This is a genomic window from Mucilaginibacter terrae (assembly GCF_031951985.1).
Lineage (GTDB): Bacteria > Bacteroidota > Bacteroidia > Sphingobacteriales > Sphingobacteriaceae > Mucilaginibacter > Mucilaginibacter terrae_A.
Genome location: NZ_JAVLVU010000001.1, coordinates 3250706 through 3274227, shown reverse-complemented (window position 1 = coordinate 3274227; position 23522 = coordinate 3250706). Strand labels below are relative to the sequence as shown.

Genomic DNA, 23522 nt, shown 5'->3' with positions numbered 1-23522 from the left:
CTAAATACCCGCAAATAATTGATTTATAATTATTTATGTGATATTCAATACGGTTAATGCACAACCGTGTATTACAACCTTTATAATGCCATATCAATAAAAACAGCCACTTTAAGTATTTAAAGTGGCCATTGGTTAATACGTTTAAAACGCAGCAATAATTTTTATTTTTTGCTGCTGTATTTCTTTTTCATTTCGTTGTAATAGGCTTGCAGGGTGTAAAAAGCCTTCTTTTTGTTGCCTTTGTCATCATACATGCCCTTGCGGTTCCAACCCTCCTGGTAAACGGGGTTATTACGTTTGGGCGAACGGAAATCAGCCAGTATCCAGGGCGATATGCCCACGTAGTTACCGGGCATGCGTTTCATCATATCCAGTTGCTCTACGTAATACCAGTTTTGGTACTCCTCGCTAAAGCGGGTAAGCGAATCGGCATGGAAACCAGTTTTAGCCTCTGCACCCGTTTCGCTGATGAACAGGGGTTTGTTGTAAGGCGTGCCCCAGTTGGTTTTGCGGCACTCATTTGGCAGGCCGCCATACCAGCCCAAATACTCGTTGAAGGCTACCAAATCCACAAACTCGCCCAGCGGATCATCGATCATATTCATGCTCTTGCCCGAATTATAGTTTACTTCCAATGCAGCCGAAACCATGCGGGTATTGTCTAAACGGCGGGCTTCGGTAATAAGGCTGTGCATAAAATCGGTACGGGTTGGACTAACTGGTGTTTCGTTACCAACCGACCAAATGATAATGCTGGCGCGGTTATGGTCGCGGGTAATCATTTCATCCAGTTGTGCCTTGGCTTTACCCAACACCTCTTTACTACCAAAATTTATGGTCCAGTATACCGGTATTTCCGACCATACCAGTATGCCGAGCGAGTCGGCCATGCGGGTCATGGCTTCATCATGCGGATAATGGGCCAGTCGTACCATATTACAACCCAATTCCTGTGCCTGTCCCAATAACTGCTTAGCATCAGCTGGTCCAAAAGCACGGCGTACATCCTGCGGTATTTCGCCATGAATACAAATGCCTCGCATAAACAGCGGCTTGCCGTTAAGCAACACCTTTTTTCCAAATGCCTCAATGGTGCGGAAACCTATTTTGTCTTCTATGGCGTCGGTAGCTGTTTTAACTTTAACAGTGTACAGCTTGGGTTTATCGGTGTCCCACAGTTGCAACTTGGGTAATTTAAAGCTCAGCTCCGTAAGCTCGCCCGTTGCAGGTATTTGCTTTTTAAATTTAAGTTCGGGTATTTCAACAGTAATGGTTTCTCCCGGTTTAAAGCCACTAAGCTTTACATAACCTTCCGCATCAGGCATAGCCGCTGGGGCTTTACCTGCAATTGGCTTTTTCAATTGTAACACAAAGTCCTGAATAAAGCTTTGCGGCAATTCAACCAGTTTAACGTCGCGGGTTATGCCGCCATAGTTCCACCAGTCGGTATTAAGCGTAGGCACTTCATCGGCATAGCGCTTATTATCTACCTTAACTACCAAAAAGTTGCTTTTTTCTTTGAGTAACGATGTCGGTATCTCGAAATTAAAAGGAGTAAACCCTCCTTTGTGCATACCCAGCTTTTTGCCATTGAGGTAAACATCGGCCCTGTAATTTACTGCGCCGAAGTAGATAAAGTAACGGCTGCCCGCCTTAGTTGGCGAGTAGTCAAATGATTTTTTGTACCAGATGGTCCCCTCGTAAAATACGAACTCAGGCTTTTGATGATTCCAGTCACCTGGGACTTGCAAAGTGTATTTATCATTATACCCGTGCTCTTTTTTCTCTGATTTATCTTTTGGCACATCGGTATTCCAATAGGCATCGCCGTGGTTTTCTCTTAGTTCCTTATACCGGTAATCGTAAAAGCCGGTTTCATACGGGTCTACAATGTGTTGCCACGTTCCGTTGAGGCTGGTGGTTTTACGCGACTGGATATCGGTAATAAGGTTGGTTTGGGCAGATGCAAGTCCGTTGTACAATAATGCAAGCAGGGCAAGGCATATAATTCTCATAAAGGTAACTATTGGTTGGGTGTACTTCAAATGTAACCGTTTTGAGCTAAGTTTAAATGCTGATGTGCTAAAAAAGGATGTTTAAGTAAATCTTGTTTGGTATTGGTTAAAATATGGTAAACCGAAATCTTTTAGGATGGCTTAAGAGTGCCTAAGCCTCCATAAATCTAAACATAATTACAGAACGCTTCGCCTTAACAAATCACTTCCAAAGCGATAAGTAAGCGTTACTTCATGCGTGGCATTGCCCAACCTGCCGCCCACATTGTTTGATGATGAACCAAATTGGTAACTATAACCCAGTTTAAGTAAATCAGAATTGATAGAAAAAATGCCCGCCATCTCATTATTGGTTCGGTAATTCAAGCCTAAACCAACGGTGTTTTTTACGTAAACTGACATAGACATATCGGCCACAAACGGAACGCCCTTGGTGTAGGTAGCTAAGAATGCGGGTTTGACCCGCACGTCGTCATCTTCTTTACCAAACAGGTAAGCTCCTGCAAAATTGTAATGGTTGCGGAAAAAGTCGGCCGTTTGTACAGAGGCATTACCTAAGTCGCGGATGCTCAATTCAGGTACCGATACGCCGAAGTAATACTGATCGGGCGAATAGATCATCACACCAAAACCCACGTTGGGTTTGTTCTCGCGTACATCGTTACGAAAAACCGGGTCGTTAGGATCTAATGAAGAGTAGTTGGCTACATATCTGCGAATGCCTAAATTCAGCGATACGCCCAGGAACTGCTTTTGACCCAGTTGAATGCCTTTAGCAAAAAAGCCGTTTATCTCGGTAAGGTGTTCCACAAAAAACTGGTCGTTAAGCACCATTAAACCGGCGGCGCCGTTTATAGATTCGATAGGCAAATTGCCATTAAATATAAAGGTAGACGGCGAGCCTTCAACCCCAACCCACTGGCGACGGAGCAGTGCGCTGAGCGAAGCATTTTTATCGAGCAGTGAATAAGCCGAGTTAAGCGGCGTAAGGTTATTCATGTACTGGCTGTAGCTAAAAAACTGCTGCGCCTTTGCCTGTAAACTACCAATGATGAGCAGTGCGACAACAAAGAGTTTTATATATTTTAATAGATCAATCATTTTACACTGCTTAATATTTTAACACAAAAGCTCCGCTTGCACGTCTTCCCTTATCGCCTGCAACAAACTCAATTACATAAAAGTAAGTGCCGGGCTGTTGTAATTGTCCGTTAATGTTCGAGCGGCCATTAAACGCCTTGGTGGTATTATCGTAACCATTTATTTCAAATATTTTTACCCCATTGCGGTTATAAACCAGCACTTTGTTGCCCGGAAATTTGGTAATGCCTTCTATAAAGAAAACATCGTTTATGCCGTCTCCATTTGGCGATACCGCACGGTGTACCTCAACTTCAATCTTACCTTCGATATTCCTGATCTCAAGCGGGTTTATAACCGCTGTTGCAGGCAGATAGTTATTGCTTCCGCCTTGTGTGGCCGTTATAGTGGTACTACCTATTTGCTTAGCGGTAAGGGTTTGGCCTTGTATAGATGCAAGCGTACCATCGCCCACGGTAAAGGTAACCGGCAAGCCCGAACTGGCCGTTACGTTTTGCAGCGAATACGCATCGCCGCGCGATAGAAGTGGGATAGGTGCAAAGGTAATTACCTGCGATGCTTTGTTAACCGCTAACAATTGTGTTTGCGGCTGCGTTAAGCTGTATCCACTGCCAGCCGGGAAGGCTGCTGTTATGATTGTAGTACCTGCACCGGTAATATGAATTTTGCCGTTTATAATAGTAGCCACTGATGGATTGCTTGATGAATACGTCAATGTTTCGCCAACGTTGTTAGTTGCACCGGCATCAAAATCGGCATCACCAAATGTTTTGGCAGGCAGTGGCGTAAAAGCTATAGTGGCCGCTCCGCCTGTAATTGTTAATGTGCCGTTTACGTAGGTAAAATTATAATTTGCCGATGCCGCGCCCGATGGTACCAACGGGTAATTACCAATGAGCGATGTGCTTGTTGCGATGGTATTTACGGCTGGTTTTGCGCTAAGCGAGTTCTCATTGTCGCCGTTAACAAACCCCGAATACGTTACTGCAAATGCCGGATTTTCTGCACCATAAGCACGGGTGGCATTTTGTGCGGTTATGGTTAAAGCAGCCTTAGTAACAGTAAAGGTTCCGTTGGTATATACAACCTCATAATTGCTTGCTGCACCTCCCGATGGGGTAATGGTGTAATTTCCTACCGAGCTGCTAACGGTTGCCGTAGTTGTTGCAGTTGATGGCGAGGTTAATACGGCTTGTGTTTCGTTGTTTACAAAACCGCTGTACGTTAGGGTAAGTACGGGGTTGGCTGCGCCATAAACTTTGGTTTTATCATCGGCCTTAACATTAAGCTGTGCTTTGTTTACAATTAAAGTTTGCGTTACCGGCTGCGTTTGGCTGTAGTTACCATTTGCTGCAAATGTAGCTGTTATGTTAGCGGTACCTGCGCCCGTAATATGAATTTTGCCGTTTACAATAGTGGCAACAGCAGTATTGCCCGAGCTGTAAATAATTGGTTCGCCTACGGTATTGGTTGCACCGGCATCAAAATCGGCGTTGCCGTAAGTTTTAGCTGGCAATGCTGCAAAGCTGATTACCGCTGCTGCTGGAGTTATGGTAAGCGTGCCGTTTACATAAGCAAAATTGTAGTTAGCCGATGCGCCGCCTGCCGGAGTTAGTACATAATTGCCAACCGGCGATGTTGCTGTTGCGGTGGTGCTTACCGTTGGTGGTGTACTCACAACAGCCTCACTATCGCCATTAAGCAAGCCTGAATAAGTTACGCTGAAAGCAGGGTTTGCCCGGCCGAATGCACGACTTGCATTTTGTGCGGTTACGGTTAACAGGGCTTTGCCGATAGTAAGCGCTCCATTAACATAAGTTAGCTGGTAGTTGGCAGCCAAACCTCCGGATGCAACGATGTCATAGTTGCCCACGTTGCTGTTTACCGTTGCCAATGTAACCGCTGTTGCGACTGATGTTAATACAGCCGTAGTTTCACCATTTACAAAACCCGAATAATTAATGGTAAGCGCGGGGTTAGCCTGGCCGTAAGTTTTATTTTGATTGTTAGCCTTAACGGTAAGCGGCGCTTTGTTTACGGTAAGCGTTTGCGAAACCGGATCTGTTTGACCGTAATTGCTTGTTGGCGATAATGAAGCTGTAATAGTAGCTGTACCTGCACCTGTAAGATGCACTTTATTATTAAGGATTACCGCAACGGCCGCATTATCGGATGTGTAAATAATCGGTTCGTTTACATTATTGGTAGCCCCCGCATCAAAATCGGCATTGCCGTAGGTTTTGGCCGGAATAGCTGCAAAACTGATCGTTGCCGCACCCGGCGTAATGGTAAGCTTGCCATTTACGTAAGTAAAGTTGTAGTTAGGCGATACTCCTCCAGACGCAATTAGCGGATAAGTACCCAAAGCAGAGGTTGGGATAGCTGGTGTATTAACTATTGGGCGTGTGGTAAGATTGGCTTCGGTATCGTTGTTAACAAAACCGTTATAAGTAATACCAAAAGCAGGATTGGCAACTCCATAAGCCCGACTGGCATCATTAGCAGTTACCGTTAAGCCAACTTTATTAATGGTTAACGTGCCCTTTTCATACGCTAAATCATAGGCAGGGTTAGTGCCACCCGTGGGTGTAATATTCATAAGTTCCGGCATTGCTTGCTGCCATGGCGGTAGTAGCAGCAGTTGGCAATGTGGTAAATATCGATTCGTTATCACCGTTTAAAAAACCACTGTACGTTAAGGTTAGTTCTGGATTATTCACCCCGTAATTACGTGCCTGGTTATTAGCTTTTACCGTTAATAACGGGCGACCAATGGTAAGCATTCCATCAGCATAAGTAATGGTATAGTTAGGTGATGATGCCCCACTTACCGTAATAGGATATTGGCCCGGTATTGAACCGGCCACGGCTGTGGTAGCAAACGTGGGAGGCGTATTTAAGCTTGCCGGGGTATCAAAACTGGCTAAGCCGGTATAAGTTGCTGTAAACTCAGGATTAGGCTCACCGTAGCGGCGGGTGGTATCATTAGCCTTAATTACTAATGCCGCCGGGGTAATGGTTAACTTACCGGTGATGTAACTAAACGAATAATTATCGGCAGTTGCACCACGTCCTTGTATATTATAGTTGCTGCCAACCGGCGATGCTTCGGTAGCCGTGGTACTCACTGTTGGCTCCTTTGTAATGGCATCCTCGCGAGTGTCATTATTTACAAAGCCGTTAATAGTGTAAGTAAACTCAGGGTTAGGCTGGCCATAAACCCGGCTTTTGTTAGCTGCCCTTACGCTTAATAAGGCCTTGCCAATGGTTAACTTACCGGTAACATATTTTAAATCATAGTAAGGGTTGCTAACTGCCGCACCACCGGTAGTTATGTTATATGTACCCACCGGCGATTCGGCAGTGGCGCTTGTTACCGGTGTGGTTGGCAGATCGGTAAAAACACTTCTATCATCTCCGTTTACATAGCCTGTTATGGTATAACTTAAGCGCGGGTTAGCCTGCCCATACGTTTTTGAGATACTGTTGGCCGTAATGGTTAATGTGGCGTTGCCCACGGTAAGCGTACCATTAACCAGCACAACTTCATAATTATCGGCTGTTAAACCGCCATTTATTTCAATGGGGTAAGTTCCAGGTGCCGAAGCAGGTGTAGCATCGGTGCTCAATTCAGGGCGTTCGCCGTTTAATATTACGGTAGCCCTGTCATTGTTAACTAAACCCGTATAAGTTGCCGTTAAAGCCGGGTTAGCTTGTCCGTATGACCGGCTTTTATCAGCTGCGGTAATTGTTAACTTGCGTTTGGCAATAGTTAGCGTACCGTCCTGGTATATCAGGTTATAGTTAACAGCTGTTGCACCAGAAGGGGTGATCGCATAGGTTCCTGCCGGCGATGTTGATGTACCTGGAGATGTTAAAGTTGGTCGCCTGGTTAACACTGTTACCGTTTCACCGTTAGCAAAGCCATCGTAGCTAACCGTAAGCGCCGGACTGGTGGCTCCGTATAAACGTGTGATGTTGTTTGCGGTAATAGTCAGGTCGGCTTTACCAATCACCAATGTTCCGTTGCCATAGGTAATGGTATAGTTTGTAGCGGTAGCTCCTCTTGGTGTAATAGGATAACGCCCAACCGCCGACCGCACGTTAGCTGTTGTACTAACCGTTGGTTTGGTTGTTAATATGTCTTCATCTTCACCATTTACAAAGCCGGTGTAAGTAAGTGTAAGTTCAGGGTTGTCTTCACCATATGCCCGGGTTTTACCCTGAGCGGCAATACGCAATGGCGCCTTGGTAACCGTTAGTATACCCGCTACATACGTAAAGCTATAATTATCAGACGTGGCGCCGCTTGCCCTGATGCTGTAAGTATTTGCTCTTGATGAGGCAGTTGCGGCAGTAGTTGCAATTGGTTGGGTAGTTAAATCCTCTGCTGTTTCGCCCAAAACAAAGCCCCTGTAAGTAATGTCAAACTCAGGATTATCACTTCCGTAAATACGGGTTGCGTTATTGGCCGTAATTGTTAAGGCGGCTTTGGTAACCCTCAACGTGCTTTGCACGTACCTGATGTCATAATTATCAGATGTTGCCCCTGAAGCGGTTATGGGGTAGCTGCCAACCGGAGAGTTGCGGGTAACCGCAGTAGATATTACTACCGGGCTTGTAAGCGATGCTTCGGTTTGGCCGGGAGCAAAACCGGTGATAGTATAGGTTAAAGCAGGGACCGCTCCGCCGTAAACCTTTGTTTTTGCGGCAACCATTATGGTTAAGGTAGACCGGCTAATGGTGAGCCCGCCATCAATATAATTGATATTATAATTATTTGATGAGGCCCCGCTTGCCGTTATAGGATAAACACCCGGGTTGCTGTTGCGAACGGCCGTTGTAGTGATAACAGGCCTTGTGGTTAATTTGGTAAAGGTATCATTGTTGCGAAAACCAGTATAAGTAACCGTTAGTGTAGGATTGGCCGCTCCGTAGGCTTTTGTTTTATTATCGGCCCTGATGGTTAAGTTTGCCGGAGTAATAGTAAGGGTGCCGTTTACCCTGATAATGTTATAATTGTTGGACGTTCCGCCGTTTAATATGATGGGGTAACTACCTACGCCCGATGCCGCGTTAGCCGATGTTGTTGCCCTTGGCGCAGGCGTTAAGCCAGTTTCGCCATTACGTAAACCGGTATATGCTAAACCAAGTGTTGCATTATTACTGCCATAGGTACGGGCTTGGCTAACGGCCGTAATGGTGAGATCGGCCTTATTAACTGTTAAGGTTTGACTTACACGCGTAGCGCGGTTATATTCGGCATTGCCGGGTTGCTCAGCCGTAATTACCGCAATACCCGCTCCCACAATACGTATTGTGGTACCGCCATTTATCACACGGGCAACAGTGGCATCGCTACTGATATAAGTTACTGTAAGACCCGAGCTCGCCGTTGCTCCTGGCGAAAAATCGAAATCGGTATAAGTTTTAGCGCTTATTGGACTAAATGTGATGGTTTGATCGATTGCCGGCAATTTGGCTGTGGCATTAACCGGGTTTGCATTAACACTTAATACGCTGGCTGTGCATAACATAAATGCCGCAATACATAATACGCAGCTAAAACATAAAATTCTTTTTGAATACGTTCTTCCCATAAGCTAAACACATATTCATGAGCATTCGGCTCACGCTTCAATCAGGCATATTGGTTGTGCTGTGCAATAACTCCTTTTTTAAAAAGAATGAATACCGCAAAAAATTTGCAACAGGTGCTAATTATTGTTACTAAGTAACATTAAACAATACGCAATAATATTTCTTTTAGTTTCGCCTCACGCAAACTTAAAATCACAATTACACCTTTCAAATTAAAAAGGTATCAATACATGAAATTAAAGGCTGTTTTTGATGATAAAAATCAATATTACAACTAATAATAGTTGCAACACTTATCATTTTCAGGTAGAGAACATTATATACAATGTTCTGATTCACTCAAATCATCAGAACAATAAATGGCAATCAAACAGTTTACATATAACTTTAAACCTTAATTATCAGTAATTTATAATATAAACTACTGATAAAAAGCGTTCACATTGTTATATTAATAGTTAACTATTTTTTCATAAAGCAAATATAGAATTTATTTTAATAACCACCTGTTTGTACAACTTATACTATTAAACATGTATTTATATTATATAGCCTGATCATAATCGCCCCACTCATTGGCATCCAGCCTTGTCTGGTTTATCCCGCATTTTGTATAGCAAAAGGGGCTGTCTCATGAATATGAAACAGCCCCTTTGTTAAACGTAATATGATATAATCTTACGGTTTGCGCATGTAAATTTTGCCGTAGGTTGATTTTAAGGTATATGATGGGCCTTTACCCGGCTGGGCGGTAATAGACGTAAAAAAATCACGATTAGTTTTGTCAGTTAACGTCAGATCAAGGTTAGAATAAATGCGGCCATAGCTGGTGGTTGCTGTAATTTGCCCGGCACGGGCTTTATCGAGCGTGGCATCAATACCGCCATAGGTGGCATCTACCTTTACAGGGCCATAAAAGTTGGCAAGATAAACCAACCCATAAATAGCTTTTACTTCGGTAGGGGAGTTTGCCGGCACTTTAATTTCCAGCTTAATATCCAGATCTACACCATTGCTATACGAACGAATATTTCCAGCCTTACTTTTATAAGCCTTAAAGTCATCTTCGGTTTTAAAAATAGTTTTCTTTTCGCCCTCCCATACCGTGTAACGATGAGGCAGGTTTTTCATGTCTTTTATTTTATTGCTTATCTGCAATACACCATCAATAGTTTCACTTTCTAAAACCAATGCATCATCATTCTCGCCATCGTTAATACTAACTTTAGCCGTAACCGCCACCTCGTTTTTATCCCAGGTACTGATTTTTACTACCGGATAATCAAACTTTAATAAGATGGGCTGCCCCGCCTTTACCGGGTAGCTGCGGTTTACAACGGTTTGGGCAAAAGATATCCCGCACGCCAGCATAGCCAGCGCAATAATCAATGTAGTTTTCATATTGGAGTGGTTAGGAATTCTCTACTTAGTTTGCTTTACGCAGGTATACTTTTCCGAAGGTTGAAGTAAGATTGAGCTCGGCTCCTCCACCGTTAAGGGTACCGGCAACATTGCCATTATACTCCACCATTTCATCATCAGAGTGCTTCTTCAATTCTATTTTCAGGTCAGACGAGGCAAATACGTTACCGTGCTTGGTATTGAGTTTAAGGTTGGCTTTGGTTGCCGCCGGCACCGATACATCAACCGTTGAGTATAAAGATGAAATGGTAACAGGGCCGGTAATTTTGTCTGCAAATTTGGCTGTAACAGAACCATATACACTATTTATAGTTACAGGTCCGGTAATATTTTCCAGCTCTACTGCATTGTTACGGCACGATATTTCAATTTCCTTTTGAATGTTTTTAAAATGTGCCTTACTTGAATTCATCATGCTCTGCCAGTTGTAAGATATGCTCATACCATAGGGTACTTTTATTTTGACACGGCCAATGTTTTGGGCTACCTCATTTACCTCAACAGTGGCGCCTTTATCGGCAACGTTAATGCCTATGTTGGTATTATCAACCACGCCGGTGCCGCTTAGCAGCCTTAAACCGGCAGCGCGCTCGTCGGCATATTGCTTGTCTTCTGATGTGAAGATAATTTCCTTACCATCATATCCTTCCACCGTAGCCGCAGGCAGCTTAATAACCAGCCTACCAATTGATTTGGCCAATTTATACTCCTGTGCAAATGCGCTTCCTGATGCTATCAGCGCTATAATTATAGTGATGAATCTCTTTTTCATGTTATAGTTTAAATAAATTTTAATTGTTTGTATATGAGTATCGTCGACTTCTACTTTTTAATTTTTCAGGAACCACAGCTATCTTTTATTTAGGATTTCTTCAGCTCGAACATTCCGGTGTAAGCGGTTTCCCTAACGGCTGGGATGTTGTTTTCATCGGTAACCATACCTTCCAGTTCAGTTAATATGGCCGACTCTTTCATGCGGGTGAGCAAACCTATCAGCTCAATTTGCACCATCGGGTCGTTTTGTTTTTTGAGCGATTTTATTAATTGCTTTTTAACATACGCCTCTTTATAAAACTTAGCCAAACCATCCAGGGCTGCCAGCCTCACGTTGGTATTAGGGTCATGGTTCATGGTTTCAACCAGTGCATCTACCACATCGTTACTCATGCTTTTGAGTTTATTGGTTTGCGATAGCGCCTTGATGCGCACTGCCGGTGATGTTTCATCATTCAACTTATCAAAAAGCACTTTTTTATACGCTGATGCTTTTTCTGATCGGTTTACGTTTTGAGCCAGCTGATTTTTGCGTAAGGCAATTTCTTTATCTATGTCTTCAAAGCGGTTCGTCGGTGCCTCCAGTTGCTTATTGGCTGCAACTTCTGTTGGTTGCGCTACGGTTGTATCGGGCAATTGAGTGGCAGGCGTAATTTTGTGCCGAATACGGGCGGAAGTAGCTTCTTCAACATCCTTGTTTGCACTAAATTTCCATAAACCAAAACCTAAAGCCAGTAACAGGCAAGCGGCAGCAGCCCAACGCATAGCATTGAATGATATAATAATGCCCTTTTTAGGCTCTTCCTTATGCACAGGTGCCTCATGCCCCATTTGCTTCAAAATACGATTGAGCACCTCGGGGTTTGGTGTGCGATGGTTTAACTCTTCGCTATGTTCGTTAATAAAATCTTCTAATCTACCTTTCATATTGCCCCTCTTTTAACATCTCTAAAACCTTGGCCTTAGCCCTGAAATACTGCACTCTTACCGTACTGTTTGACATGCCCAGCATCTGCGCTATTTCAACCTGCGGAATGTTCTCGACCGCATACAATTGAAATATGGTGCGATACGCTAACGGCAAACCTTCAATAGCCTGACTTACGCGGTTCATCGTGTATTCAAAATCATCTTCGTTCACCGGCGTTTCTTCCTCAACCCAAGTATCGTCTTCTAACTCGGTATATTCCAGTTTCCGTTTACGCAGCCAGTTAATAGCCTTGTTTATCGCAATCCGCTTTATCCATGGCCTAAAACTATCAGCATTTGCCAGTTTGCCAATCGAGTGATAAGCATCTACAAAAGCTTCCTGCATAATATCTTCGGCTTCGCCGGTGTGCTCTACATACCGGCAAATGGCGTTATAAACATATTTTGCATTCAAATCATACAACCTGGTGTAAGCATAGGGGTCTCCCTGCTGGCACCTGGTTATAAGCTCTTGTGGCGTATTCATTAATAGTATTCGGGTCAGGTAATTTTTAGTTGCTTACCTTAATGTCGTAAGTATTGTTGGAATGTTACAAGATTTTTATGCGCAGATAATACTTTTTTGAAAAAAGCAGTAAAACGGATGTAGTAACACGGCTTTTGAGAAAACCCACCCATAAATAACAGCTGGTACCAAATACTGTTCATAAAAGATGAATGCTTTATATGACGCATTTATATAAAACCAAAAAGGCTGCCCCATTAGAGACAGCCTTTTACGTAATATGCGATAAGGTTTAGTTAAACCGGTTAGGGTTGTAATCTTTAATATCGGTTGATAACGACGAGCTATCGGCCAGTTCGGCAACTAATTTGCCTGTTGCCGGGCCAAGCCCCAGGCCCATCATACCATGACCACCGGCCACAATGAGGTTGCTCCATTTTTGGCTGAAACCTATGTATGGCAACCCATCGGGCGAGCATGGCCTGAAACCATACCATACATCGTTAACCTCCGGGAGTTTTACCTGGTGCTCGGGATAATAATTAGGCACGGCGTTAACTATACCCTGCACCCGGTTCATATTTATTTTGCTGTTGATGGCTCCAATTTCCATGGTGCCGCCAATACGTACCTGTCCATTCATAGGGGTTATGGCTACACGGGCTTCTAATAACAATGAGGGGTGAATGATTTTATTAGCAGTATTATCCACCATAAACGAATATCCCTTACCCGGCATTACCGGAATTTTCATACCTGCTTTTTGAGCCAGTTCGGGTAACCAGGCACCACCGGTCATGATGGTTAAATCGGCATTAAACGTTCCTGATGAGGTTTCAATAGACTGGATCTGCCCTCCGTTGGTGCCGAAGCTGTTTACCGTACAATTGGTTTTAATATCAACGCCCTGCGCCTTTAAGTAAGCGGTAAGTTGTTTAACAAGGGCATTAGGATATATGTGTGCATCGCAACGGTAGTGCACCGCCCCTTTTACGTTCAAATGGGTATGGGGCTCTAAACGCTGCACCTGTTCATGGTTTAATACTTCCACATCCAAACCGAGTTGCTGGGCTTTTTGTGCTACGTGAATTTCTTCGACACCAGCTTTTTCGGTTTTGTAAAGCATGAGTATACCTTTATCTTCAAAACCAAAATTGAGTTCGGGGTTGGCGGCAAGTTCTGTATACAATTGCTTACTCAGCAAATGCAAGTCTCTTAGTGCCGGGGCAACCTTGTTTACCTGCGCATCATTGGCATGTTTAATGAATTGTAAACCCCATGATATTAGTTTGGGGTCGAAAGATGGTTTTACGTAGAACGGACTTTTGCTATTAAACATCCACCTGATGCCTTTGGCTACCATGCCGGGTGCTGCCAGCGGTATAAAGTGGCTGGGAACGATCATGCCCGCATTGCCCGACGAGCAATTATCGGCCAGGTTACCCTTATCAATAATGGTAACCTTCCAGCCCGATTGAACAAGATAGTATGCAGAGCAGAGGCCAATAATACCTCCACCAATAACAATAGCTGAACGCTGATTAGACATATTTTACTAAAACTTTAACTGCGCAACGGCAGCAATTTATATAACCTGGAAACCATGAGCGTACGGATCGTCGTCATCAATAAAGATGGTGTTGTAGCCCGTTACCATGGCCCAACCTTCAATACCGGGCACAATGGCGGGTTTGCCAGCTAAAGTGGTTTCCTCTTCAATAGTGCCGGTAAATTTGGAACCGATAATACTTTCATGAACAAACAGATCACCCTTTTTGAGTTTTCCCTTGGCATACCACTGCGCCATACGCGCCGATGTACCGGTGCCGCAAGGAGAACGGTCAATAGCCTTATCGCCATAAAAAACGGCATTGCGGGCGGTGGCATCAGCCGATAGGGTTGCGCCTGTCCACAAAAAATGGCTCAGGCCTTTAATATGCTCGTTTTCGGGGTGAACAAAGGTGTATAGTTCGTTCATGCGCTTGCGGCACACGCGGCTCCAGCTAATGAGCTGGTCGGCGGTGTAGTTTTCCAGTCCCTTAAAGTTTTCCTGCGGGTCAACAATGGCGTAAAAGTTACCGCCGTAGGCTACGTCAACCGTCAGAGTACCTAAATCGGGGCATTCAACGGTCAGGCTTTCGGCCGCCAAAAACGATTTTACGTTAGTGAGCTTAACCGATTTTACTTTTTTGCCTTCCTGCACATAATCAACCAACACGATGCCAGCCGGGGTTTCGAGGCGCAGTTTACCCGGTATTTTGGGTATAACCAAGCCTTCTTCTATAGCTATGGTTACGGTACCAATGGTGCCATGGCCGCACATGGGCAGGCAACCGCTGGTTTCAATATATAGCACCCCTATATCATTGGCAGGGTCAACCGGCGGATAGAGTATGCTGCCGCTCATCATATCGTGCCCACGGGGTTCAAACATGAGGCCTTTACGTATCCAGTCAAACTCTTCTAAAAAGTGCAACCGGCGCTCCATCATGCTGTTACCCTTTAGCACAGGGCCACCACCCGCAACCACCCTTACCGGGTTGCCACAAGTATGCGCATCAATACACGAAAACGTTTTTTTCATTTATCAATTATTTCAATAACCGGCTACAGGCTGCCCAATGGGCTCTAAGGTTAACTCGTTATTAATGGTGCGCCAAACCTCAAGCGGGTTGGCGTTTTGCAGTTCTTCGGGCAGGTGCTCGTTGGGCCAGTTTTGAAAGCTTAACGGGCGGGTAAAGCGCTTAATACCATCGGCACCTACCGAGGTGTGGGCACTGTTGGTAGTGGCCGGGTAAGGCCCTCCGTGGTGCATAGCCAAACAAACCTCAACTCCGGTTGGAAACTGGTTTACGATGATACGACCACAACGCTCCTGTACAATTTGGGTAAGGGTTTGATTTTCCGCTAAATCGTTACTGGTTGCTATAAAAGTGGCAGTGAGCTGTCCCTCAATGGCTTCGGCAACGGCCAGCATTTCATCAGCATTTTGGCAAACTACCAATAACGAGTACGGTCCAAATACTTCCTGGTGCAAGGCCGGGTTGGCTATAAAGGTAGCTGCGCTTACGCTGGCAATAGTGGCATCGCCCTGGTTTTCGGCTTTTGCAATGCCCGATTGTGCCAGTACTGTTACCTCGCTTTGCTGTAAGGCGTTACTACGCGTATGCTCAAAGTTTTGGGCAATACCCGGATGCAACATGGTGGCCGGGGCGGCATTAACTGCTGCATTTTTTAGTGCAGCGGTAAACGTATTTAAATCATCACCGGCTATGCCTACCATTAAACCCGGATTGGTACAAAACTGCCCCACACCTAAAGTTACCGAGGCTATAAATTGATCGGCAACCTGCGCGGCTTCCATTCTTAATTTTTCGGGAAGCAAAAACACGGGGTTGATGCTGCCCATTTCGGCAAATACAGGTATGGGCTCGTGGCGTTGCGCGGCCAGATCGGCTATGGCCTTGCCCCCTTTAAATGAACCGGTAAAGGCCACGGCTTTAATAACCTCATGCTTAACCAATAACTGACCAATTTCAATTCCGGTGCTGTAAACCTGGGCAAAAACACCCTCGGGCATACGGCATTTCACGCGTGCCTTTTCAATGGCCTGTGCCATAAGCACACAGGTTTTGGGGTGACCGGGATGCGCTTTTACCACAACCGGGCAACCTGCGGCAATGGCGCTGGCGGTATCTCCGCCCGCGGTTGAAAACGCGAACGGAAAGTTTCCGGCTCCAAAAACCGCCACCGGGCCAAGCGCTACCGCTGTTTTGCGGATGTCGGTTTTAGAGAGTGTTCTTGATGCAGTATCAATGCGCACATCCATCCAGTTACCCAGTTCGGCGTAATTAGCATAGCTGTTCCATTGCAAAATGGTGCGTGCACGTTCGCCAATTAAGCGGGGCTCGGTGAGGTTGGTTTCGGCCATGGCTGTTTTAATCAGCTCATCGCCCAGGGCCTCAATTTCAACCGCTATGGTGCGCATAAATGAGGCACGCTGACGGATAGAATATTTTTTTAACTCACGGAATGCTTGCCGGGCGTTGGCTAAGATAAGCTCAGCCTCGTCCCAACTTGTTTCATTATACATATGGTAGATTTAAGTACTTAAACGAACTGCGCTCAGGCCAGTACGTTTTTGCTTTTCCAATCGGGTAGTGCAGGGCGTACAGCAAGCGCATCGCTTATAACTTTCGAAATGCGGGTATGCTCTTCACCTTCTAAAACTAAACGCGGCGCGCGTACATACTCGGTGCCTATACCTGTGGCAGCAGCAGCCAGTTTAATATATTGTACCAGTTTTGGATGAATATCAAGCTCCAGTAATGGTAAAAACCAACGGTAAATATCCAATGCAGCCTGGTATTCGCCTGCTTTTACCAACTGGTAAATAGTAACAGTTTCTTCGGGGAAGGCATCAACCAAACCGGCAACCCAGCCATCGGCACCGGCAGCAAGGCTTTCAAACGCTAACGGATCAACACCACAAAGTATTTTAAAGCGGTCGCCAAAGCGGTTCTTCATGCGGGTAATGTTCGATATATCACGGGTCGATTCTTTAACCGCCTGTACATTGGGGTACTTGGCCAGTTCTTCAAACATTTCGAGGTTAATAAAAATGCCGTAATCAACCGGGTTATTGTATACCATGATAGGCAGGCTGGTGCTTTTGGCAACCGAGGTCATGTAGGTTAACGTTTCGCGGTCGTCGGCTTTGTAGCGCATTGGGGGTAGCAGCATTAAGCCGGCGGCACCAATTTCTTCGGCACCTTTAGCTAAAACCAATGCTTCTTTGGTAGTTGGCTCAGCTATGTTAAGTATTACAGGCACTTTACCGTCTACCGCTTTAATAGCAAACTTCAGTATTTCAAATTTCTCGGCAGTGCTTAAAGTGCTGGCCTCGCCTAACGATCCTGCAACAATAACGCCATCAACGCCGGCCTCTAATTGGGCGTTCAGGTTCTTTTCAAAAACCTCGTAATCAACCTCATCGTTCGCTTTAAACGGGGTTAACAATGCAGGGTAAACCCCAATCCATGATATCGTATTCATATTACCAAAGCTACGTGGCCTGTTATTTATTTAATATTCGTTATTTAATCAACTATAAGCAAATTTTAGCCTGTTAAAAATTACTGCGGTAATTTTCGAGATACTCGCGCGGCGAATTACCTATTACGCTCTTAAACACGCGGTTAAAATTGGTAATACTGTTAAAGCCCGATGAATAGGCAACCGTTGAAATACTTTCGGCCCCGCCTGTAGTTAGCTTTTTGCAAGCTTCGTTAATGCGCATCTCATTTAAAAAAGTTACAAAGGTGTGCCCGGTATGCTTTTTAAAGTAACGGCAAAATGCCTGCGGGGTCATGTGCGCTTCGGCCGCCACATCCTCTAAGGATATCATGGTGTCGTAACGTTTCATAATATAGTTATATATAGTACTGATGCGTATACCCTCGCTCTCGCTCACATGATCAACCGGAACCATTGATAATGGCTCCAACTTACCGTTAATAGCATACAGGTCTTTAAGCAACTGAAAAAACAGCATAAAACGGTTGAAGCCCTGGCTCTCCTGCATCTCTACAATTTTTTGCGATACCGATTTTACGTATTTAGACGGCAATTTAAAGCCCCCCGAATGCTGTTGTATAAAAGCGCCCAGTACCTGCATTTCGGGCAGTTCGAACAGCGACGATAAATTACCGTTGGGATTAAAGAATACTGTCATTGAGCGCACCTGCTTACCACTTTCATTAGAAAAATATTCGGGGTTGCTTTTAAACAGATGAGGCTGATTGGCGCCGAGTAAAAAAACATCGCCCGAACTAAAGGTATGCATGCTGGTACCTGCCACCAATGTGCCTTCGCCCTCTTGTATCCATGTAAGTTGTGTTTCGTTATGGCGGTGCAGGTAAGGGTAAAAGTGCGGAAGCTGTTCCTCCTGTACAATTACAGATTTGTCGTAAGTAACGGGTAAGGTGAATTGCAGAGCTTTCATGTGTTGTAGAAATTAATTACCTAAATATATCATATATTAACCTACAAAATCAAATAAACACCCATCAATGGTTAAAATACGGTCAATGTTTGTCAAATTAGTGTTAACCCTACCCGTATTTTAACCGCAAAAATGGCAAAATGCGGGTGTAATAAGTTAATATCAGCATTGACCGGGGGAGTAGCTAACCTTATTTTTACTATTCGTTAACCTACTGTTCAACATGAAACGCATCCTTTTTCTATTGCCCTTGTTTTGCACGCTGGCTGCCCATTCGCAATCATACGCTCCTCAACTTAATGATAAGCGGATGAAAGTTAAAAACGCAGTAGCTATACAAGCCTACCCTTTTGATATGGGGCAGGTAAAACTGCTGAACAGTCCGTTTAATGATGCCATGCATGCTACCGAAGCCTACCTGCTCAAAATAGATCCCGACAGGCTGATGGCAGCTTTCAGGGCGCACTCGGGCTTAAAGCCCAAAGCTACCATGTACGGCGGCTGGGAAAACTCGGGCCTGGCGGGGCATACCCTGGGGCATTACCTAAGTGCCTGTGCCTTGCAGTATGCAGCTACCGGTAACAAGGCTTTTTTAGCTAAGGTGAATTATATGGTTAATGAACTGGAGGCCTGCCAAACCGCACGCAAAACCGGTTATATAGGTGCCATACCCAAAGAAGACAGTTTGTGGACCGATGTTTCGGCGGGCAAGATACGCTCACGCGGGTTTGATTTGAATGGTGCATGGTCGCCGTGGTATACGGTGCATAAAGTGATGGCCGGTTTACTGGATGCCTATTTGTATACCAATAACAGCAAGGCTTTAGCCATGGAGCAAAAAATGGCCGATTGGGTTGCCAACACCATTACCCCGCTAAACGAAGACCAGATGCAGCAGATGCTGATATGCGAGTACGGCGGCATGGCCGAAGTTTTGGTAAACACCTATGCCCTAACCGCGCAACGTAAATATTTAGACCTTTCCAACCGTTTTTATGACAAACGCATACTCGATTCGCTGGCAGTAAAACATGATGTGCTGCCGGGAAAGCACTCCAACACCCAAATACCCAAGGTAATTGCCAGCACCCGCCGCTACGAACTTACTGCCGATAATAAAGACCAAACCATAGCCAATTACTTTTGGGAAACTGTGGTGAACAACCATTCGTATGCCAACGGAGGAAACAGCAATTACGAGTACCTGGGCCAGCCCGGCAAGCTTAACGATAAGTTGAGCGACAACAATACCGAAACCTGCAACACTTACAACATGCTCAAGCTAACCCGGCATTTGTTTGCGCAGCAGCCTTCGGCACGGTATATGGATTATTACGAAAAGGCCTTATACAACCACATCCTGGCATCGCAAAACCACAGCAACGGCATGACCTGTTATTTTGTGCCGCTTAGGCCGGGAGGCAAAAAAGAGTTTAGCGACGAGTTTAACACCTTTACCTGCTGTGTGGGGTCGGGCATGGAAAATCATGTGAAATACAATGAGAGCATTTATTTTAAGGGAGCCGATGGCAGTTTATATGTCAACCTTTTTATTCCGTCTGTACTTCAATGGAAAGAAAAGGGTATCACCTTAAAGCAAGAGAGCAACATACCCGCAAGCAACCTGGTTACTTATACCATAAGTGCCGCTAAACCAACTAAATTTGTGTTGCGCCTGCGTAAACCCATTTGGGCCAATGGCATAACTTTAAAGGTGAACGGAAAAACTCAAAGCACCACAACCGATGCCGAAGGCTACCTAACTATTAATCGCCAATGGAAAAACAACGACAAGGTAGAACTAACCCTGCCTGCCGGTTTGCACAGTGAACCTATGCCTGATAATGCTAACAGACAAGCCCTATTTTACGGGCCGGTATTATTGGCAGGCATTTTAGGTAATACCGAGCCCGACCCGGTTGCGGGCAGCCCTGTTATGGTAACCACTAATAACAATACATCATCCTGGTTAAAACGCACCGACAGCCAGCAGTTAGTATTTAAAACTGCCGCTACCGGCCAGCCTAACGATGTGGAGCTGATACCTTTTTACGCAGTTGCCAATCAATATTACCTCATTTATTGGGATGTGTTTACTAAACAAACCTGGGCCGAACAGCAAAAGGTTTACGAGGCCAAAAACAAAGAAGCCCAGGCCCTTAAAGCACGTACCATTGATATGATACGCCTGGGAGAAATGCAGCCAGAACGCGACCACAAATTAACCGGCGAAAAGATAAGCAACGGCGAAGACCACTTGCATAAGTGGCGTGCCGCGGCGGATGGCGGTTACCTGACCTTTGAAATGAAGGTATCGCCCGAGAAGAAAAACAGCCTGATATTTACCTACTGGGGAATGGATAACCGCGAGCGAAAATTTGATATTTTAGTGAACGATAAACCCATTGCCTCCGAAGACCAGAATAAATATAAGGAGAGCCGTTTTTACGATATAACCTACGCCATACCCGAAGAACTGACTAAGGGTGTCACTACGGTACAAATTACTCTGAAGCCTAAGCCGGGTAACAGCACAGGACCTGTTTATGGTATAAGTTTAATTCGTGAGTAATGGTAAACCAGTTTTAAATAAACTTTTATGATACGTTTGAACTGCAGAAAAGCCTTAGGGTTTATATTAATAGCCACCTGCACAACAGGTGTGTATGCACAGGTAAAAGACTATCCCATACAACCCGTTGCGTTTACCAGCGTGCATGTGCATGATAATTTCTGGCAGCCGCGTATGGAAACCAATGCCACCGTTACCATACCTTACATACTGCAAAAATGTAAAGAGAACGGCCGCATTGACAACTTTTTACGTGCCGCCAAGCAACTCCCCGGCGATAAGCTGACCGAGTACACCTTTGATGATACCGATGTGTATAAGGTTATTGAAGGCGCATCATATGCCATGCAGGTAAAAAAGAACCCGCTGCTGGATAAGCAGATCGATTCGCTGATTAGCATTATTGGTGCCGCGCAGGAAAAGGATGGTTATTTGTACACTTTCCGCACCATTAACCCGGCTAAGCCACACCCGTGGGTGGGCTCCAAACGCTGGGAAAAGGAAGAAGATTTGAGTCACGAGCTTTATAATTCGGGGCATTTATTTGAGGCCGCAGTGGCGCATTATCAATCAACCGGCAAACGCACGCTGCTCAACATCGCCATTAAAAATGCCGACCTGCTGGTGCACGATTTTGGTTACGGGAAAGAAGAAAAATATCCCGGCCATCAAATTGTTGAAATTGGGCTGGTAAAACTTTACCGCGTTACGGGCAAAAAGCAATACCTCGATCTGGCTAAATTCTTTTTAGATGTACGCGGCCCAAAAGGCACCGAATATAACCAGGCATCCAAACGGGTTGTTGACCAGCACGAGGCCATGGGGCATGCCGTACGTGCCGCCTACATGTACACCGGTATGGCCGATATTGCCGCCATTACCGGCGACCAAAGTTACCTTGCTGCTATCGACGATATATGGCACGATGTGGTAGGCACCAAAATTTACCTTACCGGCGGCATTGGCGCCACCAACGCAGGCGAGGCATTTGGTAACGCCTATCAGTTGCCCAACATGTCGGCCTATGCCGAAACCTGTGCGGCCATAGCCAACGTTTACTGGAACAGCCGCATGTTTCAGCTCCACGGCGATTCTAAATACATTGATGTGCTGGAGCGTACCCTTTATAACGGCCTGCTCTCGGGCATTTCCTTAAGCGGAACCAAATTCTTTTACCCTAATCCGCTGGCTTCCATGGGGCAGCATCAGCGTAGTGCCTGGTTCAATTGCGCCTGCTGTATCTCCAACATGACCCGCTTTCTGGCTTCGGTACCGGGCTACGTTTATGCACATAATCATAACGATTTGTACGTGAACCTGTATATGGCCAACAGTGCTGATATTCAGCTTTCATCAACCACCGTAAAAATTGACCAAAGCACCGAATACCCGTGGAAAGGTGCAGTTAATTTAACCATAACACCTGCTAAACCAGCCGTATTTACTGTCAGGCTTCGTGTACCCGGATGGGCAAGACAGCAGCCTATCCCTGGCAATCTGTACAGTTATACCAATAACTATACACCGCCGGTAACCATTACCCTCAATGGCAAGCCGGTAACCTATCAATTGCAAAATGGCTATGTAGTTATTAACCGCAAATGGGCCAAAGGCGACAAGATAAACATGAACCTGCCCATGGAAACGCAAAAGGTAATGGCCAATGCACAGGTTAAAGATGATAAAGGCCGCTTTGCATTTCAGCGCGGGCCGCTGGTTTATTGCCTGGAGGGACCAGATAATGCAGATAGCCTGGTGCAAAACATTTTGATAGACACCAACAGTAAAGCCTCCGTTAGTTATAAGCCCGAATTGCTCAATGGCCTGTACACCATCAACACCACCGGTAAAAGTTTCAAAAGGCAACTCAATAGCGATGCATTAACCGAAACCACGCAACAGGTTACGGCCATCCCCTACTATGCCTGGGCAAACCGCGGCCCCGGCGAAATGATGGTGTGGATTCCATACCAAACATCGGCAGCATTACCTAAACCTGCGGCAACCATTGCCAGTACCAGCAAAGTAACATCATCATTAAAAAGCGAGCGTATGCACAAAGCTTTGAACGACCAGCTGGAGCCCGCCGATTCGAAAGATGCCAACTACCCTTACCTGCACTGGTGGCCTAAAAAGAACAGTACCGAATTTGTAGAGTACACATTTAAGCAGGAAAGCACCGTATCAGAATCAAAAGTTTATTGGTTTGATGATGGCCCCTGGGGCGGTTGCCGAATTCCTGATTCGTATACCATTTACTATAAAAAAGGGAATGAATGGGTTGCGGTAAAACCGCTTAAGCCGTACAGCATTGCAAAAGACAAATACAATATTGTGCAATTTGAACCCGTTAAAACTACAGCCATACGCATGGAGGTTAAACTCCCGGCCGATAACTCGGCGGGTATACATGAGTGGGCGGTTAAATAATAAGTGCCTTGCGAGCAATGTCATTAAGTTAAAGAAAAAGACGCCTGTGGGGACACAGGCGTCGGCTGGCTGGCCGTGGTCTGTGTCCTCACAGACCACTCCTATTTATCCTTAACTTAATGACATTTGCCTTACGAGGCTAACAATCAACAGAATACCCTTATA

General features: G+C 45.2%; 15 protein-coding genes. 2 read left to right on the top strand and 13 right to left on the bottom strand.

Annotation, left to right across the window (positions count from 1 at the left end):
- Positions 1-164: 164 nt before the first annotated feature.
- The 13 genes from QE417_RS13840 to QE417_RS13780 all read right to left on the bottom strand — a co-directional run bounded on the left by QE417_RS13840 (position 165) and on the right by QE417_RS13780 (position 18355).
- Entirely contained in the window at positions 165-2018 is a 1854-nt protein-coding gene (locus QE417_RS13840) for a glycoside hydrolase family 2 protein (RefSeq protein WP_311950928.1), read from the bottom strand.
- 177 nt (positions 2019-2195) lie between these two features.
- Positions 2196-3119 (bottom strand): PorP/SprF family type IX secretion system membrane protein, encoded by a 924-nt coding sequence (locus tag QE417_RS13835; protein WP_311950926.1) that lies wholly within the window; start codon positions 3117-3119, stop codon positions 2196-2198.
- Positions 3120-3129: 10 nt separating this feature from the next.
- A complete protein-coding gene (locus QE417_RS13830; RefSeq protein WP_311950923.1) occupies positions 3130-5718 on the bottom strand; it encodes an MBG domain-containing protein in 2589 nt (862 codons plus the stop codon).
- The gene (locus QE417_RS13825) at positions 5690-8656 is read right to left on the bottom strand and encodes an MBG domain-containing protein (RefSeq protein WP_311950920.1); all 2967 of its coding nucleotides are present in this window, start codon (positions 8654-8656) and stop codon (positions 5690-5692) included. The genes QE417_RS13830 and QE417_RS13825 overlap by 29 nt, the downstream gene beginning before the upstream one ends.
- Positions 8657-9398: 742 nt before the next feature.
- Complete coding sequence (locus tag QE417_RS13820; RefSeq protein ID WP_311950918.1) at positions 9399-10121, bottom strand: hypothetical protein; 723 nt, start codon at positions 10119-10121, stop codon at positions 9399-9401.
- A 25-nt stretch (positions 10122-10146) separates the two neighbouring features.
- A complete protein-coding gene (locus QE417_RS13815) occupies positions 10147-10914 on the bottom strand; it encodes a DUF4097 family beta strand repeat-containing protein (RefSeq protein ID WP_311950916.1) in 768 nt (255 codons plus the stop codon).
- 89 nt (positions 10915-11003) lie between these two features.
- Positions 11004-11843 (bottom strand): HEAT repeat domain-containing protein, encoded by an 840-nt coding sequence (locus QE417_RS13810; RefSeq protein ID WP_311950914.1) that lies wholly within the window; start codon positions 11841-11843, stop codon positions 11004-11006.
- Positions 11833-12372, bottom strand: a complete 540-nt coding sequence (locus QE417_RS13805) for an RNA polymerase sigma factor (protein WP_311950912.1) — start codon at positions 12370-12372, stop codon at positions 11833-11835. The genes QE417_RS13810 and QE417_RS13805 overlap by 11 nt, the downstream gene beginning before the upstream one ends.
- Before the next feature lie 271 nt (positions 12373-12643).
- A complete protein-coding gene (locus QE417_RS13800) occupies positions 12644-13900 on the bottom strand; it encodes an NAD(P)/FAD-dependent oxidoreductase (protein WP_311950910.1) in 1257 nt (418 codons plus the stop codon).
- A gap of 36 nt (positions 13901-13936) precedes the next feature.
- Positions 13937-14935: a 4-hydroxyproline epimerase gene (locus QE417_RS13795; RefSeq protein ID WP_311950908.1), complete on the bottom strand. Its 999-nt coding sequence runs from the start codon at positions 14933-14935 to the stop codon at positions 13937-13939.
- A 12-nt stretch (positions 14936-14947) separates the two neighbouring features.
- Complete coding sequence (locus QE417_RS13790; protein ID WP_311950906.1) at positions 14948-16444, bottom strand: aldehyde dehydrogenase (NADP(+)); 1497 nt, start codon at positions 16442-16444, stop codon at positions 14948-14950.
- A gap of 32 nt (positions 16445-16476) precedes the next feature.
- The gene (locus QE417_RS13785) at positions 16477-17406 is read right to left on the bottom strand and encodes a dihydrodipicolinate synthase family protein (RefSeq protein WP_311950905.1); all 930 of its coding nucleotides are present in this window, start codon (positions 17404-17406) and stop codon (positions 16477-16479) included.
- Positions 17407-17479: 73 nt separating this feature from the next.
- The gene (locus tag QE417_RS13780) at positions 17480-18355 is read right to left on the bottom strand and encodes an AraC family transcriptional regulator (protein WP_311950903.1); all 876 of its coding nucleotides are present in this window, start codon (positions 18353-18355) and stop codon (positions 17480-17482) included.
- Between the two features lie 223 nt (positions 18356-18578).
- Here QE417_RS13780 and QE417_RS13775 point away from each other — a divergent pair, with 223 nt between their 5' ends.
- Positions 18579-20927 (top strand): glycoside hydrolase family 127 protein, encoded by a 2349-nt coding sequence (locus QE417_RS13775; protein WP_311950901.1) that lies wholly within the window; start codon positions 18579-18581, stop codon positions 20925-20927.
- Positions 20928-20954: 27 nt separating this feature from the next.
- Entirely contained in the window at positions 20955-23357 is a 2403-nt protein-coding gene (locus QE417_RS13770) for a glycoside hydrolase family 127 protein (RefSeq protein WP_311950900.1), read from the top strand.
- Positions 23358-23522 lie beyond the last annotated feature (165 nt).